This window comes from Rhodoferax sp. GW821-FHT07F03, assembly GCF_059418745.1.
This window is the reverse complement of sequence record NZ_JBWKQM010000006.1, coordinates 40925-54890: the sequence shown is the minus strand read 5'-3', so window position 1 is coordinate 54890 and position 13966 is coordinate 40925. Positions and strand designations below refer to the sequence as shown.

Sequence of the window (13966 nt, the reverse complement as noted above, 5' to 3'; positions counted from 1 at the left end):
ACGCGGGGCGAAAAAAAGCCCGCATCAGCGGGCTTCAGTGTTGGGTGGGTGGGGGCTTATTTGCCGCGCCGTACCCGCAGCAGCTCGTCCAGGATCAGGCAGATCGCGCCCAAGGTGATGGCTGCATCCGCCAGGTTGAAGGCGGCGAAATGCATGTTGCGCCAGTAGAAATCCAGAAAGTCCACCACGTAGCCGTGCAGCACGCGGTCTATCACATTGCCGATGGCTCCGCCCAGCACGCAGGCCATGGCGAAGCAAAACAGCTTTTGCCCCGCGTGCTTGCGCAGCATCCAGACGATGAACAGCGCTGCTGCCACACCGATGCCGGTGAAGAACCAGCGCTGCCAGCCGCCCGCGTCGTGCAGAAACGAGAACGCCGCGCCGGTGTTGTGGGCCCGCACGATGTTGAAGAAGCTGGTCACGGGCGTGCTGTCGCCCAGCTGGTAGTAGCCTGTGATGAGCACCTTGGTGAATTGGTCCAAGATCAGGACGATCAGTGCCAGGCCCAGCCAGGGCAGTACGCTGGCGCTGGATTTGCCGAAAGTGGTTTTGCCTTTACCCGCCATTACGCCACCTTGCGGACTTCGCCCGCGCCATACAGATTGCTGCTGCAACGGCCGCAGATCGTGGGGTGGGCGGCATCGCTGCCCACGTCCGGCGTGTAGTGCCAGCAGCGCTCGCACTTGGTGTCAGAGCTGGCTGTGACGCTGATAGCGAAAGCGTCACCAGCTACCAAAGTGATAGCGGAGGTAATGAACACAAACTTCAGGTCCGCACCCAGGCTGGACAGCAGGGCGTAGTCGGCAGCGGCCACGGTCAGGTGCACATTGGCCTGCAGCGAGGCGCCGACTTCGCCATTGGCGCGCAGCACTTCGATGTCCTTGTTGACCGCGTCGCGGATCTCGCGGATGCGGCTCCACTTGGCTTGTAGCTCCGCGTTAGGCGCGGCCAGCTCGGCATAGGTTTCCAGGAAGATGGATTCGCTGCTGCCGAAGATCTTCCAGGCTTCTTCTGCGGTGAAGCTGAGGAACGGCGCCATCCAGCGCAGCATGGCGTGTGTGATTTGCGCCAGCGCGGTCTGGGCGCTGCGGCGGGCCAGTGATTTGGGCGCGGTGGTGTAGAGCCGGTCTTTCAGCACGTCCAGGTAGAACGAGCCCAGGTCTTCCGAGCAATACACCTGCAGCTTGGCGACCACCGGGTGGAACTCGTACACCTCGTAATGCGCGAGGATGTCGGCCTGCAGCTGGGCCGCGCGGCTGAGTGCATAGCGGTCGATTTCCAGCAACTGGTCGAACGGCACGGCATCGGTGGCCGGGTCAAAGTCGCTGACGTTGGCCATCAGGAACTTCAGCGTGTTGCGGATGCGGCGGTAGGTATCGACCACGCGGGCCAGGATTTTCGCGTCGATGCCCAGGTCGCCCGAGTAATCGGTGGACGCGCACCACAGGCGGATGATCTCTGCACCCATCTTGTCGCTGACCTCTTGCGGCGCGATCACATTGCCTTCGCTCTTGCTCATCTTGCGGCCGCGGCCGTCCACGGTGAAGCCGTGCGTCAGCAGGCCCTTGTAGGGCGCGTGGTCGTACATCGCGCACGAAGTGAGCAGCGAACTGTGGAACCAGCCACGGTGCTGGTCATGGCCTTCGAGGTACAGGTCGGCCGGCCACTGCGACTGGGCTGCGTGGCTGGCGCGCAGCACGTGTTCGTGGGTGGTGCCGGAGTCGAACCACACGTCCAGGATGTCGTTCACCTTGGTGTAGTTTTCCGCATCGGCGCCGATGATGGATTCGGCCGTGGCCTTGCTCCAGGCTTCCACGCCGCCGGCCTGCACCATGGCCGCGGCCTGGTCCATGATCTCCATGGTGCGCGGGTGCAGCTCGCCTGTGGCGGTGTGGATGAAGAAGGGCAGGGGCACGCCCCAGTTGCGCTGGCGGCTGATGCACCAGTCGGGCCGGCCGGCGATCATGTCGCGCAGCCGGGTCTTGCCGTTCTCGGGGTAGAAGCTGGTTTCTTCGATGGCAGCCAGTGCCAGCTTGCGCAGGGTTTGCGGCGCCTTGTCCTTGGTGAACACGCCCTGGCCTTCGTCCATACGGATGAACCACTGGGCGGCGGCGCGGTAGATCACCGGCGTTTTGTGGCGCCAGCAGTGCGGGTAGCTGTGGGCGATGGTCTCGGTGGCGAATAGGCGCTCGTGCTCGCGCAGCTTGTCGATGACCAGCGGCGCAGCCTTCCAGATGTTGAGACCGCCGAACAGCGGCAGCTCGTCCACATAGCGGCCGTTGCCTTGCACCGGGTTCAGGATGTCGTCGGTCTTGAAGCCGTTGGCGATGCAGGAGTTGAAATCCTCTACGCCGTAGGCGGGCGAGGAATGGACGATACCGGTGCCGTCGTCGGCTGTCGCGTAGTCGGCCAGGAAGACGGGGCTCAGGCGCTGGTAGCCGGGGTCTACATCGTAGAACGGGTGCTTGAAGTTGATGCGTTCCAGCTTCTCGCCCAGGGCGGTAGCCAGCACCGTGCCGTTCAATGCGTAGCGGGCCATGGCTTTTTCCACCAGGTTAGCCGCCAGCAGCAGGATGCCGCGCTCGGTCTGCACCAGCGCGTAAGTCAGAGCCGGGTTCAGGTTCAGCGCCTGGTTGGCGGGGATGGTCCAGGCGGTGGTGGTCCAGATCACGGCGTAAGCGTGCTGGGCCAGCTTGTCCAGGCCAAAGGCGGCGGCCAGCTTTTCGGGCTCGGCGCATTCAAAGCCCACGTCCAGGGTTTGCGACTTCTTGTCGGCGTATTCGATCTCGAACTCAGCCAGCGACGAGCCACAGTCGAAGCACCAGTACACGGGTTTGAGGCCACGGTAGACGAAGCCGCGTTCCATGATGCGTTTCAGCGCGCGGATCTCGTTGGATTCGTTGCCGAAGTCCATGGTGCGGTACGGGTTGTCCCACTCGCCCAGCACGCCCAGGCGTTTGAAGTCGGCCATCTGTCCGGCGATCTGCTCGGTGGCGAAGGCGCGGCTTTTCGCCTGCACTTCGTCACGCGGCAGATTCCGGCCGTGCAGTTTCTCGATGGCGTTCTCGATCGGCAGGCCGTGGCAGTCCCAGCCCGGCACATAGGTGGCGTCCATGCCTTTGAGCTGGCGCGCCTTGACGATCATGTCCTTCAGGATCTTGTTGACGGCGTGGCCGATGTGGATGTTGCCGTTGGCATAGGGCGGGCCGTCGTGCAGCACGAACTTGGGCGCGTTGATGCGTGCGTTGCGCAACTTTTTGTAGATGCCTTTTTCTTCCCATTCCTGGACCCAGCCGGGTTCGCGCTTGGGCAGGTCGCCGCGCATGGGGAAGGGCGTGTCGGGCAGGTTCAGGGTGCTGCGGTAGTCGGGGGCGGTGGATTCAGTCATGGGATATTCGAATGGCACGTTAGGGAGACAGCCGGCGTACACAAAGAGGGGGGCTGCAAGATCGGCAGGCTGTCTGCTGACAGCAACTCGATCGTCTAAATTCGGTCGCGCGTTGTCTGGCGGCTGGTTTCTGCGTGCAGGGTCTTGAAATAGGCGCGTGCCTCAGCGCAGTCCTTGGCGATGCCGATTTGAAGGGCGTCCAGACTGTCGTATTTCAGTTCGTCATGCAGTTTGTGCAGCAGTTCCACGCGGATGATTTTACCGTAGGCCCCCTCGGGGCCCAGCGCGGCGGGCCAGTCCAGGCAATGGGTTTCCAGCAGCACCCGGCCGCCGTTGATGTCATTCGGGTCCAGCGAAGGGCGTATGCCCAGGTTGGCCACGCCGACCAAAGGCTTGGCATCCAGGCCATGCACCAGTACCGCGAAGATGCCGCTGGCGGCGGGTTTCCAGTGCGAGAAACGCAGATTCAGGGTGCGAAAGCCGTCGTTGCGGCCGGCGGCAGACTCGCCGAGCTGCCGGCCCAGCTTGCGCCCATGCACCACGTGGCCGCTGATGCTGTAGGGGCGGCCCAGCAGACGGCTGACGTCGGCCATGCGCCCGGCTTGCAGCGCGGTGCGTACGGCGGAGCTGGACACGCGCTGACCATGCACCTCGTAGCTGTTCATGCGCGCCACGTCGAAGCCCCGGGCCTCGCCGGCGGCGTCCAGCATGGCGTAGTCGCCGGCACGCTTGGCACCGAAGCAGAAGTCGTCGCCCACCAGCACATAGCGCACGCCCATGCCGCGCACCAGCACCTCGTCGATGAAGGCCTGCGGGGTTAGGGCTGCAAAAGCCGCGTCAAACGGCAGCACCACCGCCTGGTCGACGCCGCAGCGGTGCAGCTCGGTGAGCTTGTCGCGCAGGGTGGCGATGCGGGCCGGCGCCAGGCTGGGCTGGGCCGTGGCCTGGGCGAAGTAGTCGCGCGGGTGCGGCTCGAAGGTCATGACGCAGCTGGGTACGCCACGGTGCCGGGCTTCGTTGATCAGCAGCGCCAACATGGCCTGGTGACCGCGGTGCACGCCGTCGAAATTACCGATGGTGAGCGCGCAGTGGGGGGCTATGCCCGGATGGTGGAAGCCACGAAAAACCAGCATGGATCGTTATCTTTTTGATAGCGTATTGCGCCCGTGTAATAAGCGCTGTCAGCTCAATGTTCATAGAAACAATGTATATTGTGACGCAGCAGACAGATGCAAGGCGTTCACCAGCGGGTTGGCGCCCTGCCTAGCATTTCCGGTAAGTGGTCTTTTATCGATCCAGGAGGCGTGTTGTGAAGGTCTTGAAGCTCTCAGCCCAAGGGTTGCCCCAGTCATGGATTTCGCTGGAGCAAGCCGTCGTCCATTACGCGGCCGAAGAGGTGCGCTGGGAGATGGGCGCGCAGGTTGCGGTGTTCCATGGCGGGCATAACGCCATTACGGGCGAGCAGTCGATCATCACCGTCAACAGCATCATCGGCACCCGTGGCGTGCCGAATATCAACCCCTTCGACCTGCGCCCCAGCCTGACCAACGCCAAGCTGTTCATCCGCGACCGCAATGTCTGCGCCTACTGCGGCAACCGCTTCCACGAGGAAGTGCTGACCCGCGAACACATCAAGCCCCTGGGCCAGAAGGGCGCCGACACCTGGATGAACGTGGTGACCGCCTGCCGCGCCTGCAACCACCGCAAGAGCAATCGCACGCCCGAACAGGCGCACATGCCCCTGCTGTACACGCCCTACGTGCCCAGCCTGTGGGAAGACTTCATCCTGCGCAACCGCCGCATCCTGGCCGACCAGATGGAGTTTCTGATGGCCCATGTGCCGAAGTCGTCGCGGCTTTTGATTTAGCTGATCCCTAACTCAGCGCAGAGTTTTTGCACCGTGGCCCGTAACTGGGCCACTTCTTCTTCCAGGGTTTCGATACGGGCTTCCAGCCGGCCCGTGTTGCCGCTGCCCGCGGGGGCTGCAGGGGCGTTGATGTCCACCGGCCCGCACAGCAGATGCGCCCAGCGCTGCTCGCGCTCACCCGGTGCGCGCGCGAGTTTGACCACCAGCGGGCCGCCTTTTTCCTCGCTGCGCTCCAGCATTTCGTCCAGAAAACCCTCGACCGAGGAAATATCGGCAAATTTGTACCAGCGCTCGGTGTTCAGCCGCAGCTCGCCGGCGGTCTGCGGGCCGCGCAGCATCAGCAGGCCCAGGATGACGGCCGATTGCTCGGGTACGCCGATGCCGCGCTGGAAGTTGTGCTCGAAGCGCGTGACCCGGCTGCCGCTGGATTCGCGCACCAGGGCCAGGTCTTTCAACGTGCCCAGGGCCTCGGCGATCTCGGCCTCGCTCAGGGTCATGATCGGGTCGCGGCTGGTTTTCTGGTTGCAACCGGCCAGCAGGGTGCTGAGCGACATGGGGTAGCTGTCGGGCACGGTGCGGGCTTTTTCCATCAGCGTGGCAAGTACGCGGGCTTCGTTGGGCGAGAGGGTGGTGGTCACAGGGATAATTCCGGTCAGTATGAAGAATATTGTTATTTTGATCTCAGGCGGTGGCTCTAATATGGCGGCCATCGTGCGCACGGCCCAACGCGACGACTGGGCCAAGCGCCTGGGAGCCCAGGTAGTGGCGGTGGTGAGCAACAAAGCCACGGCGGCGGGGCTTGACTTTGCGCGTGCCCAGGGCCTGGCTGCCGAGGTGGTGGAGCACAAGGCCTTTGCCGAGGCACCCGACCCGCGTGCCGCGTTTGACGCCCAGTTGATGCAGGTGATAGACCGCCACCAGCCCGCGCTGGTGGTGCTGGCCGGCTTTATGCGCATCCTGACGCCGGGTTTTGTGGAGCACTATGCGGGCCGGCTGGTGAACATCCATCCGTCTTTGCTGCCGGCCTTCACCGGGTTGAATACCTACCAGCGTGCACTGGATGCGGGTTGCCGATTTGCCGGTGCCACCGTGCACCAGGTAACGGCCGAGCTGGACCACGGGCCCATCCTTGGCCAGGCGGTGGTGCCCATCTTGCCAGGTGACACGGCCCAACTGCTGGCTGCCCGCGTGCTCACGCAGGAGCACCTGCTGTATCCGCGCGTGGTGGCGGATTTGCTGCGAAATATGTAGCTACCAGCGCAGGTATTACCTGCGCTGGAGCCGTATTTATGCCGTAAGGCTGACGGTGCTACCCGTGTTGCTGCTGGCGGAGCCCGCAGCGATCTGGGTGTATTGCTTGAGCACTTGCTGGGCCAGTTGGTTCAGGTCAATGCTGTCTGTGCTGCTGGAGGACTTTTGCAAGGTGTCCACGGCGGCGGCCACCTGTTGGACGAAGGTGTCGGCTTCTGTGTTGCTGAGCTTGCCGTCCTTGTCGGTGTCAATTGCCTTGAGCAGGGCCTGCATGGTATCGGCCGTGCCGTTGGCCTGGCCCGCGGCGGCCTCGGCGGCGGACACGATGCCGTCCTTGTTGGTGTCCAGCGGGTCGTAGGTGGTGCTGTCGCTGCTGCTGGAGGTGGGCGGCGGGCCGCCCGCGCCATGGGGGCCGCCTGCGCCCGAAGGACGTCCGGCGTCGAATTCGCTTTGGGTCAGCTTGCCGTCGCCATCTGTATCCAGGCTGGCAAATTTGTCGCTGCTGCTATCGGTGGCGTTTGCGTCTCCGCTGGCCGACATCTTGTCCATAAGTGCGGTGAATTCGCTGGAGCTGAGGCTGCCGTCGCCATTGCTGTCCACCTTGGAGAACAGATCGTCGCCGGCCTGGCCGGTAGCGCCGGTACTGCTGTCGCTACGGCTTTGCGCGAAGTCCATGGTGGACGGGAGCTGCACGATGCTGGTGATTCCGTTGTGCAGTTCGGTGCCGTCCAGGCTGCCGTCGCCATTGGTGTCCAGCTTGGTCATCAGTTCGGCGGCGGTATTGCTGTTAGCCACACCGGTCTTCTTGGTGACCTGCTCCATCAGGGTCTTCAGCTCGTCGGTGTCTATGCCACCGCTTTTGTCTGAATCGACCAGGCTGAAGAGTTTGTCTTTGGGGGCGCCGCGTGTCGCCCCGGTTGAGGCCCACGCGTTGCTGCTGTTACTGACACTGCTGATGCTGGACATCGTTGTTTCCTTTAGGCGGATGAGGGTGGGATGTCACCCCAGCAAGTGGTTTGGGCGACTACTGTATTTTTTACGCCACGTGTAAAGCTTGTTTGTCAACCGTGTATCCAAGTTGGTACAAAAGCTTGTTTAAGAGGCGGAAAAGAAAGGTAAAGACCTGCCTGTTTGTGTCTTTAAGGGGGGGTACTCTCCCTACACTTTTCGGCGAAATGGATGAAATATGAACCCCTCACGCCAAATATTGGTCGTGGACGACGATGCCGGCATTACCAATCTGCTACAGGAATACCTGACGGGTTTTGAGTTTTGCGCGCATACCGCCCACGACGGGCCCAGCATGCGCCAGCAACTGGCTGCACAGCCTATTGATCTGGTGGTGATGGACATGATGCTGCCCGGTGTGGACGGCTTGGCCCTGACGCGCGAGTTGCGCCAGCGCTCACGCATTCCCATCATCATGCTGACGGCATGCACCAACTCCTACGACCGAGTGCTTGGTCTGGAAATGGGGGCCGACGACTACATGAGCAAGCCCTTCGAGCCGCGTGAGCTGGTGGCGCGCATCAAGACCGTGTTGCGCCGGGCCGCCACCGTGCACGACCGCATCCTGCAAGAGGTGGGCGGAGACGTGGTGTACTTCGATGGCTGGGCACTGCAACGCCATGAGCGTCGCTTGACTTCGCCGTCCGGTCTGGTGGTGCCGCTATCGAACGCGGAGTTTCGCCTGCTGCTGGCCTTCCTGGGCATGCCTCGCAGGCTGCTCAGCCGCGAGCAACTGATGGAGCAGGCGCGTGGCCGGGCCATGGATGCGTACGAGCGCAGCATTGATTTGCTGGTGTCGCGGCTGCGGCAGAAATTGAGCGAGTCTCCCGACGCGCCATCGCTGATCAAAACCGTGCGCGGCGCGGGTTATATGTTTACCGTGCAGTCTGTGCAGGGTCAACCTTCGTGGACGTCCTGAGGCGCCTGATTTCGCGACTGTTGCCGTCCACCCTGTTTGGGCGTTTGGCTGTGTTGGTGTCGGTGGGTGTCTTGACTGGCCATGTGCTGGCTTTGGCCATGATGTTCCATATGCGCCCGCCTGTGCGGGACCCGCGCGCGGCGCCACCGTTGCCGAACCCCGTGCTACGCCCGGGTGCCAAGCCACTCATAGAGTTTGGCCTGCCCGCATCTGCGCCACCACAGTCTGGCCCTCCGGACGATATGGCGCCGCCTGCTTCTGCGCTGTGGCTGGACATCAGCGTACGCCTGGCTGCTTTGGTGGTGGCGGCATGGATCGGAGCCCGTTGGTTATCGGCCCCGGTGCGGCGACTGGCCAACGCCGCCAAGGCTCTGGGCCAGGATCTGGACCATCCGCCTTTGCCGGAAGATGGGCCCCGGGAATGCCGTGATGCCAGCCGCTTGTTCAACCAGATGCAGTCGCAGATCCGCCAGCAACTGGTGGAGAGCGATCGCTTTGTCGCCGCCGTATCGCATGATTTGCGTACGCCCTTGACGCGTTTGCGCCTGCGGGCCGAGGGGCTGGGCGACTCGACCCAGAAGAACGCTTTTCGCAACGACATCGTCCAGATGGACGAGATGATTACCGCCACGTTGGACTATCTGTGTGGTGCCGCTCAAGAGGAACCCTGGGTGCATCTGGACGTGGCTGCCTTGGTTGAAAGCCTGGTGGATGACCAGCAGGACTGCGGTTTTCGCGTGGATTTTGGCGGTACGGCTGCGCCGTTGCGGGCGCAAGCATCGGCTTTGCGCCGCTGCCTGAACAATCTGGTGGACAACGCGGTGCGTTACGGCGGTGCGGCGCATATCGAGATGGTGGACAGCCCGGAGCAGCTCTCCATTGAAGTGCACGACCCCGGCCCAGGCCTGCCGGAGTCTGAGCTGATCCAGGTGTTGGCTCCGTTTTACCGCTTCCAGCAGACTTCCGGGCGCAATACCGCCGGCGTAGGCCTAGGCTTGTCGATTTCGCTGGACATTGCGCGCCGCCACCAGGGCAGTCTGACGCTGCGCAACGGTGACACCGCTGGGTTGGTCGCCACGCTGCAGCTACCGCGCCTGGCTGTTCAGCCGGTCTTAAGACCTTGAATACGTTCTAAGCGTCCTGCAGGCCGGTGAAACGCGGCTGGCGCACGCCGTCTATCACCACCTCTTCGGCGAACATGGCCGCTGGGCGCACCCATAGGCCGTGTTCGCCGTAGAGCGCGCGGTACAGCGTCATGGGTTCCAGGGTTTCACTGTGGCGCACGGTGTCGATGACTTCGTACAGCATGCCTTTGTAATGGCGGTAGCGGCCTGGCGGGGTGGGGTGCAACGGAGGCAAATCGGCGTCAGACATGGTGCAGGTTCGTGAAAAAAAGGGGACGTGGGACAATCGGGCTTATGCATCCTAAAGACTTTCTTGACGAGTGTTCTGAACTCGTCCGCCTCGCGCTCCAATTTGAACATCCCGCCGATTCGGTGGTTTCGCGTTTCTTCCGCGACAACCGCTCGCTGGGCCCGCGTGAGCGCGCCACGCTGGCGGAAACCGTGTACACGGTTCTGCGCAAAAAACTACTGTTCGATCATTTGGCCCCTTCGGGCAGCGGCTCCAAGCAGCGTCGTATGGCGATTTTGGGCTTCCATGGCCCACGCGACTTTTTGTACGCGGCCCTGAACGATCAAGAGAAAACCTGGCTGGAAAACTGCGACAAGGTCAAGCAGGAAGACCTGCTGGACCGCCACCGCCACAACCTGCCCGAATGGCTGGTACAGCCGTTGAAAGAGCAGCTCAAGGACGAGTTCTGGCCGCTGGTGGAAAGCCTGGTCCATGGCGCCGGCCTGGATTTGCGCGTCAACGCCTTGAACTCCAAACGTGATGATGTGCAAAAAGAACTGGCCAAGGCTGGGATCCAGTCGGTTGCCACCCCGTATTCGCCCTGGGGCTTGCGCTTGACGGACAAGCCTGCATTGACCAAGGTGGACGCCTTTGTGCGCGGTGCGATCGAAGTGCAGGACGAAGGTTCGCAGCTGCTGGCTTTGCTGCTGGATGCCAAGCGCGGCGAAATGGTGGTGGACTTCTGTGCTGGCGCCGGTGGCAAGACCTTGGCGATTGGCGCCAGCATGCGCAACACCGGACGCCTGTATGCGTTTGACACCTCGGGCCACCGCCTGGATGCGCTCAAGCCACGTCTGGCGCGCAGCGGTTTGTCGAATGTGCATCCCGCCGCTATCGCCCATGAGCGCGACGACCGCATCAAGCGCCTGACCGGCAAGATCGACCGCGTATTGGTCGATGCACCGTGCTCCGGCCTGGGCACGCTGCGCCGCAATCCTGATATGAAATGGCGTCAATCGCCCAAGGCGGTCGAAGAGCTGGTGGTCAAGCAAACCGCGATCTTGCAAAGTGCGGCCCGTTTGCTGAAGCCGGGCGGTCGCCTGGTGTATGCGACCTGCAGTATCCTGCCCCAGGAAAACGAGGCTATTGCGCAAGCCTTCTCGGCGGCGAATCCCGAATTCACCCCCCTTGAAACAGTCGACTTGCTGACCCATTTAAAGGTGGAGAACGCAGCCAGCTTGTGCAGCGGTCCGGTAACGGGCGGCGAGTACCTGCGTTTGTGGCCGCATCGCCATGGCACGGATGGCTTTTTTGCTGCAGTTTGGCAGAAAAAATAAGGCAATGCGTGTGTTGCTTGGGGTTGCTCTCTAGGTAAATTGAGTGCTCCAACCTAGAATAGAGGGTTGGCGCGCCCGGGATACGCGGCGAGCCCACTCTAAAAACGAGGCTATTTACCTATGTTGTTACCCGATTGGGCTGTGTTGAACGCAGCCGTTGACTGGCTTGCAAACGGCTTGTGGAACCTGTCTTGGTGGGAGATCGTGTTGTACACGCTGGTCACCACCCATATCACCATCGCCAGCGTGACCATCTACCTGCACCGCCACCAGGCGCATCGGGCGATGGATCTGCACGCGATTCCGTCGCATTTTTTCCGCTTCTGGCTCTGGCTGGGCACTGGCCAAGTCACCAAGGAATGGGTGGCCGTGCACCGCAAGCACCACGCCAAGTGCGAAACCAAGGACGATCCGCACAGCCCGCACGCCCACGGTATTGAAACCGTGTTCTGGACCGGTGCCGAGCTGTACCGCAAGGAAGCCAAGAACCTGGAAACCGTTGCCAAGTTCAGCCATGGTTGCCCGAACGACTGGATCGAGCGCAATCTGTACACCCGTTTTAGCTGGCAAGGCGTGGGCCTGATGCTGATCCTGAACTTGGCCATGTTCGGTATTGCCGGGCTGTCGGTCTGGGCAGTGCAGATGATCTGGATTCCGGTGACGGCTGCCGGCATCATCAACGGCATTGGCCACTACTGGGGCTACCGCAACTTTGAAGCACCGGACGCGAGCACCAATATCTCGCCCTGGGGCATCATCATTGGCGGCGAAGAGTTGCACAACAACCACCACACCTACCCAACCTCGGCCAAGTTCTCGGTCAAGCCTTATGAATTCGATATGGGCTGGGTCTACATCAGCATGATGGAGAAGATCGGCTGGGCCAAGGTCAAGAAGACGCCGCCCAAGCTGCAACTCGGCGCCATCAAGCCTGTAGCCGACGAAAAGACTTTGGAAGCGCTGATTGCCAACCGTTACGAAGTCATGGCCGGTTATGCCCGTGAACTTCGCCAAGCCTGCAAGGCCGAGCTGGAAACGCTGAAAGCCCGCAAGGGTGATCTGTCCGCATTGCAAGCTGCCAAGCGCTGGATGCACCGCGACGCTGAAAAAGTGCCTGCGGCTGCCCAGCCCCAGTTGGCCCAGGCCCGTGCCGCCCATCCGGTACTGGACAAGATGGTGGTGATGCGCGAAGAACTTCGCCAGATGTGGCTGAACACCTCGCAGTCGCGCGAACAGCTGACAGCTGATCTGCAAGCCTGGTGTCACCGCGCCGAAAGCAGCGGTATCGCTGCTCTGCAAGAGTTCTCGCAAAAGCTGCGCGCTGCGCACGCCTGATAGTGGTTCCCGGCGTGCCGGGGACGTAAAAAAACCCGCTGCGGCGGGTTTTTTTACGTCTGGGCTAGCCACGGACTATGTTCTAACCCCATACGTCGAGCGGCGGGTCCATGGCCACGGCGCGCAAGATGTCGGAACGTGACACAAAGCCCATGACCTTGCCGACGTCATCCACCACCGGCAGGCCCGGCAGTTCGGTATCCAGCAGCACCCTGGCCACCCGGCGGATGTCGGTGTCTGCCGAGACGCTGGCTATTGGCGTCCACATGACGGCGGAGACCGGCTGCGCCATGCGGGTGGCCCAGTAGTCGGGTGCACTGGGCAGACCGGATGTGTTGGGCGCTAGATCAGTGCGATACAGGTCGGCACGCAGCAACATACCTACCAACTGGCCATTCGTGTCCAGTACCGGCACCTGGCCAATTCTTTTTCGGGCCAACAGGTCGGCGGCATCGAATAGCAGGGTATCGGCCTGGATGGTGGTGGCGGGCTGGGTCATCAGCTGCGCCACATGGGTCAACGGCTGACGGGGCGTGTCTGGTTGGGCGGCTTGCGCGTAGGCGGCCAGCGCCGGGTTGGGTAGTGGTTTGTGCGTGTGCTCTTGCGCCGTAGGGGCTTCCACTTCTTGGGGGAATTCGGGCAGGATCTCCAGCTCATTGTTTTCGATACGGTGCATGCGCGCCACGGCATGCACCTGGTCGATATGGCGCAACTGCTCTACGGTGCCCGTGAACACCCTGCCCGAAACCCCGTAGACCGAAAACATGTACAAAACCCTCCTGCGCAGGCGCAAAGTACCATATTGCGCCGGCGGGCGGAAGGCTTATTCCACTTCCGCCTCGCAGTGGGACTGCACTGCCGCCAGGGGGTGCCCGCCCGCATCCTCTACCCAGCCTATGACCTGTAGCCGCTCGGGTTTGGCACCTTCCGGTACGGACATGGCGCGCAGCTCCTGCCAGCCATTGGCCGTGGGGGCCCAATCCAGCACCAGTGCGTTGCGTACCAGGTTGCGTGTGATCGGTGTGCCGTCTTCTCCGGCTGGGATGCTTTCTACCAACACCAGCCAGGCCTTCAGCGGCCCGGTTGGAGTGTCTGCCGGCAGCAGTGCGATGGAGGTGCCTACATAGCCGCTCAGCAGCGGCCCACGTGCGACGCGCAGTTGCGGGGGGGGTTGCAGCGACGGCGGGGGGGCTGCGTGGATGGCTGCCTGCTGCCTCGCTCGCATGCGCTCCAGGCCTTCTGGGCGGGCCGCGGCCGACAAGGGCGCATCTTCGCCGAGCGCGCCGGGCAGTATCCAGTCGAGCGCGATGGCTTGCGGGCTGGGGAGCGCGGTTTGGGGATTGCTCCAGCAGGCTTCGCAGTCGGCGCTGATGAAGCGGTCTCGTATGGCCTGGAAGGCCGGCTGGCCATCGCTGGAGCAGCTGGACTGGGCGATGGCAGGCTGACCCAGGATCAGGGCAGCGAACAGGGCGGCGGGGCCGACGGCAAGTCTGGGTTTCATGGGGGTT

14 protein-coding genes are annotated in these 13966 nt (G+C 62.6%); 6 read left to right on the top strand and 8 right to left on the bottom strand.

Features of this window, described 5'->3' with window-relative positions:
* Positions 1-56: 56 nt before the first annotated feature.
* The 3 genes from lspA to AC07R0_RS10115 form a co-directional block, all read right to left on the bottom strand.
* Positions 57-566 carry a signal peptidase II gene (lspA, locus tag AC07R0_RS10125; protein ID WP_495104715.1) on the bottom strand — a complete coding sequence of 170 codons (510 nt, stop codon included), beginning with the start codon at positions 564-566 and terminating at the stop codon, positions 57-59.
* Complete coding sequence (ileS, locus tag AC07R0_RS10120; RefSeq protein ID WP_495104714.1) at positions 566-3388, bottom strand: isoleucine--tRNA ligase; 2823 nt, start codon at positions 3386-3388, stop codon at positions 566-568. Before ileS ends, lspA begins: the two co-directional genes overlap by 1 nt.
* A gap of 95 nt (positions 3389-3483) precedes the next feature.
* Positions 3484-4521 (bottom strand): bifunctional riboflavin kinase/FAD synthetase, encoded by a 1038-nt coding sequence (locus AC07R0_RS10115; protein ID WP_495104713.1) that lies wholly within the window; start codon positions 4519-4521, stop codon positions 3484-3486.
* Between the two features lie 176 nt (positions 4522-4697).
* Between AC07R0_RS10115 and AC07R0_RS10110 the strand changes: the two genes are divergently transcribed.
* Positions 4698-5255, top strand: a complete 558-nt coding sequence (locus AC07R0_RS10110; protein ID WP_092758048.1) for an HNH endonuclease — start codon at positions 4698-4700, stop codon at positions 5253-5255.
* Here the strand turns inward: AC07R0_RS10110 and AC07R0_RS10105 are convergent.
* The gene (locus AC07R0_RS10105) at positions 5252-5914 is read right to left on the bottom strand and encodes a YceH family protein (RefSeq protein WP_495104918.1); all 663 of its coding nucleotides are present in this window, start codon (positions 5912-5914) and stop codon (positions 5252-5254) included. The two genes, AC07R0_RS10110 and AC07R0_RS10105, sit on opposite strands and share 4 nt — an antisense overlap.
* Between AC07R0_RS10105 and purN the strand changes: the two genes are divergently transcribed.
* Positions 5913-6506 carry a phosphoribosylglycinamide formyltransferase gene (gene purN, locus AC07R0_RS10100; protein ID WP_495096031.1) on the top strand — a complete coding sequence of 198 codons (594 nt, stop codon included), beginning with the start codon at positions 5913-5915 and terminating at the stop codon, positions 6504-6506. The two genes, AC07R0_RS10105 and purN, sit on opposite strands and share 2 nt — an antisense overlap.
* Before the next feature lie 36 nt (positions 6507-6542).
* On the opposite strand, the gene xopAW is transcribed toward purN, so the two are convergent.
* A complete protein-coding gene (gene xopAW, locus AC07R0_RS10095) occupies positions 6543-7472 on the bottom strand; it encodes a XopAW family type III secretion system calcium-binding effector (protein ID WP_495104712.1) in 930 nt (309 codons plus the stop codon).
* Positions 7473-7692: 220 nt separating this feature from the next.
* On the opposite strand from xopAW, the gene AC07R0_RS10090 reads away from it, so the two are divergent.
* Both AC07R0_RS10090 and AC07R0_RS10085 read left to right on the top strand, forming a co-directional pair.
* The gene (locus tag AC07R0_RS10090) at positions 7693-8433 is read left to right on the top strand and encodes a response regulator (protein WP_490592569.1); all 741 of its coding nucleotides are present in this window, start codon (positions 7693-7695) and stop codon (positions 8431-8433) included.
* Complete coding sequence (locus tag AC07R0_RS10085) at positions 8421-9557, top strand: ATP-binding protein (protein ID WP_495104711.1); 1137 nt, start codon at positions 8421-8423, stop codon at positions 9555-9557. Before AC07R0_RS10090 ends, AC07R0_RS10085 begins: the two co-directional genes overlap by 13 nt.
* A 7-nt stretch (positions 9558-9564) precedes the next feature.
* On the opposite strand, the gene AC07R0_RS10080 is transcribed toward AC07R0_RS10085, so the two are convergent.
* Positions 9565-9807 carry a DUF1653 domain-containing protein gene (locus AC07R0_RS10080; RefSeq protein ID WP_495104710.1) on the bottom strand — a complete coding sequence of 81 codons (243 nt, stop codon included), beginning with the start codon at positions 9805-9807 and terminating at the stop codon, positions 9565-9567.
* Between the two features lie 44 nt (positions 9808-9851).
* Here AC07R0_RS10080 and AC07R0_RS10075 point away from each other — a divergent pair, with 44 nt between their 5' ends.
* Positions 9852-11123 carry an RsmB/NOP family class I SAM-dependent RNA methyltransferase gene (locus tag AC07R0_RS10075; protein WP_495104709.1) on the top strand — a complete coding sequence of 424 codons (1272 nt, stop codon included), beginning with the start codon at positions 9852-9854 and terminating at the stop codon, positions 11121-11123.
* A 120-nt stretch (positions 11124-11243) separates the two neighbouring features.
* Positions 11244-12458: a DesA family fatty acid desaturase gene (locus AC07R0_RS10070; RefSeq protein ID WP_495096026.1), complete on the top strand. Its 1215-nt coding sequence runs from the start codon at positions 11244-11246 to the stop codon at positions 12456-12458.
* Positions 12459-12540: 82 nt separating this feature from the next.
* Here AC07R0_RS10070 and AC07R0_RS10065 read toward each other — a convergent pair whose 3' ends face one another.
* Together AC07R0_RS10065 and AC07R0_RS10060 are read right to left on the bottom strand one after the other, a co-directional pair.
* Positions 12541-13224 (bottom strand): CBS domain-containing protein, encoded by a 684-nt coding sequence (locus AC07R0_RS10065; RefSeq protein ID WP_495104708.1) that lies wholly within the window; start codon positions 13222-13224, stop codon positions 12541-12543.
* 57 nt (positions 13225-13281) lie between these two features.
* Positions 13282-13959 carry a hypothetical protein gene (locus AC07R0_RS10060; RefSeq protein ID WP_495104707.1) on the bottom strand — a complete coding sequence of 226 codons (678 nt, stop codon included), beginning with the start codon at positions 13957-13959 and terminating at the stop codon, positions 13282-13284.
* Positions 13960-13966: the final 7 nt, after the last annotated feature.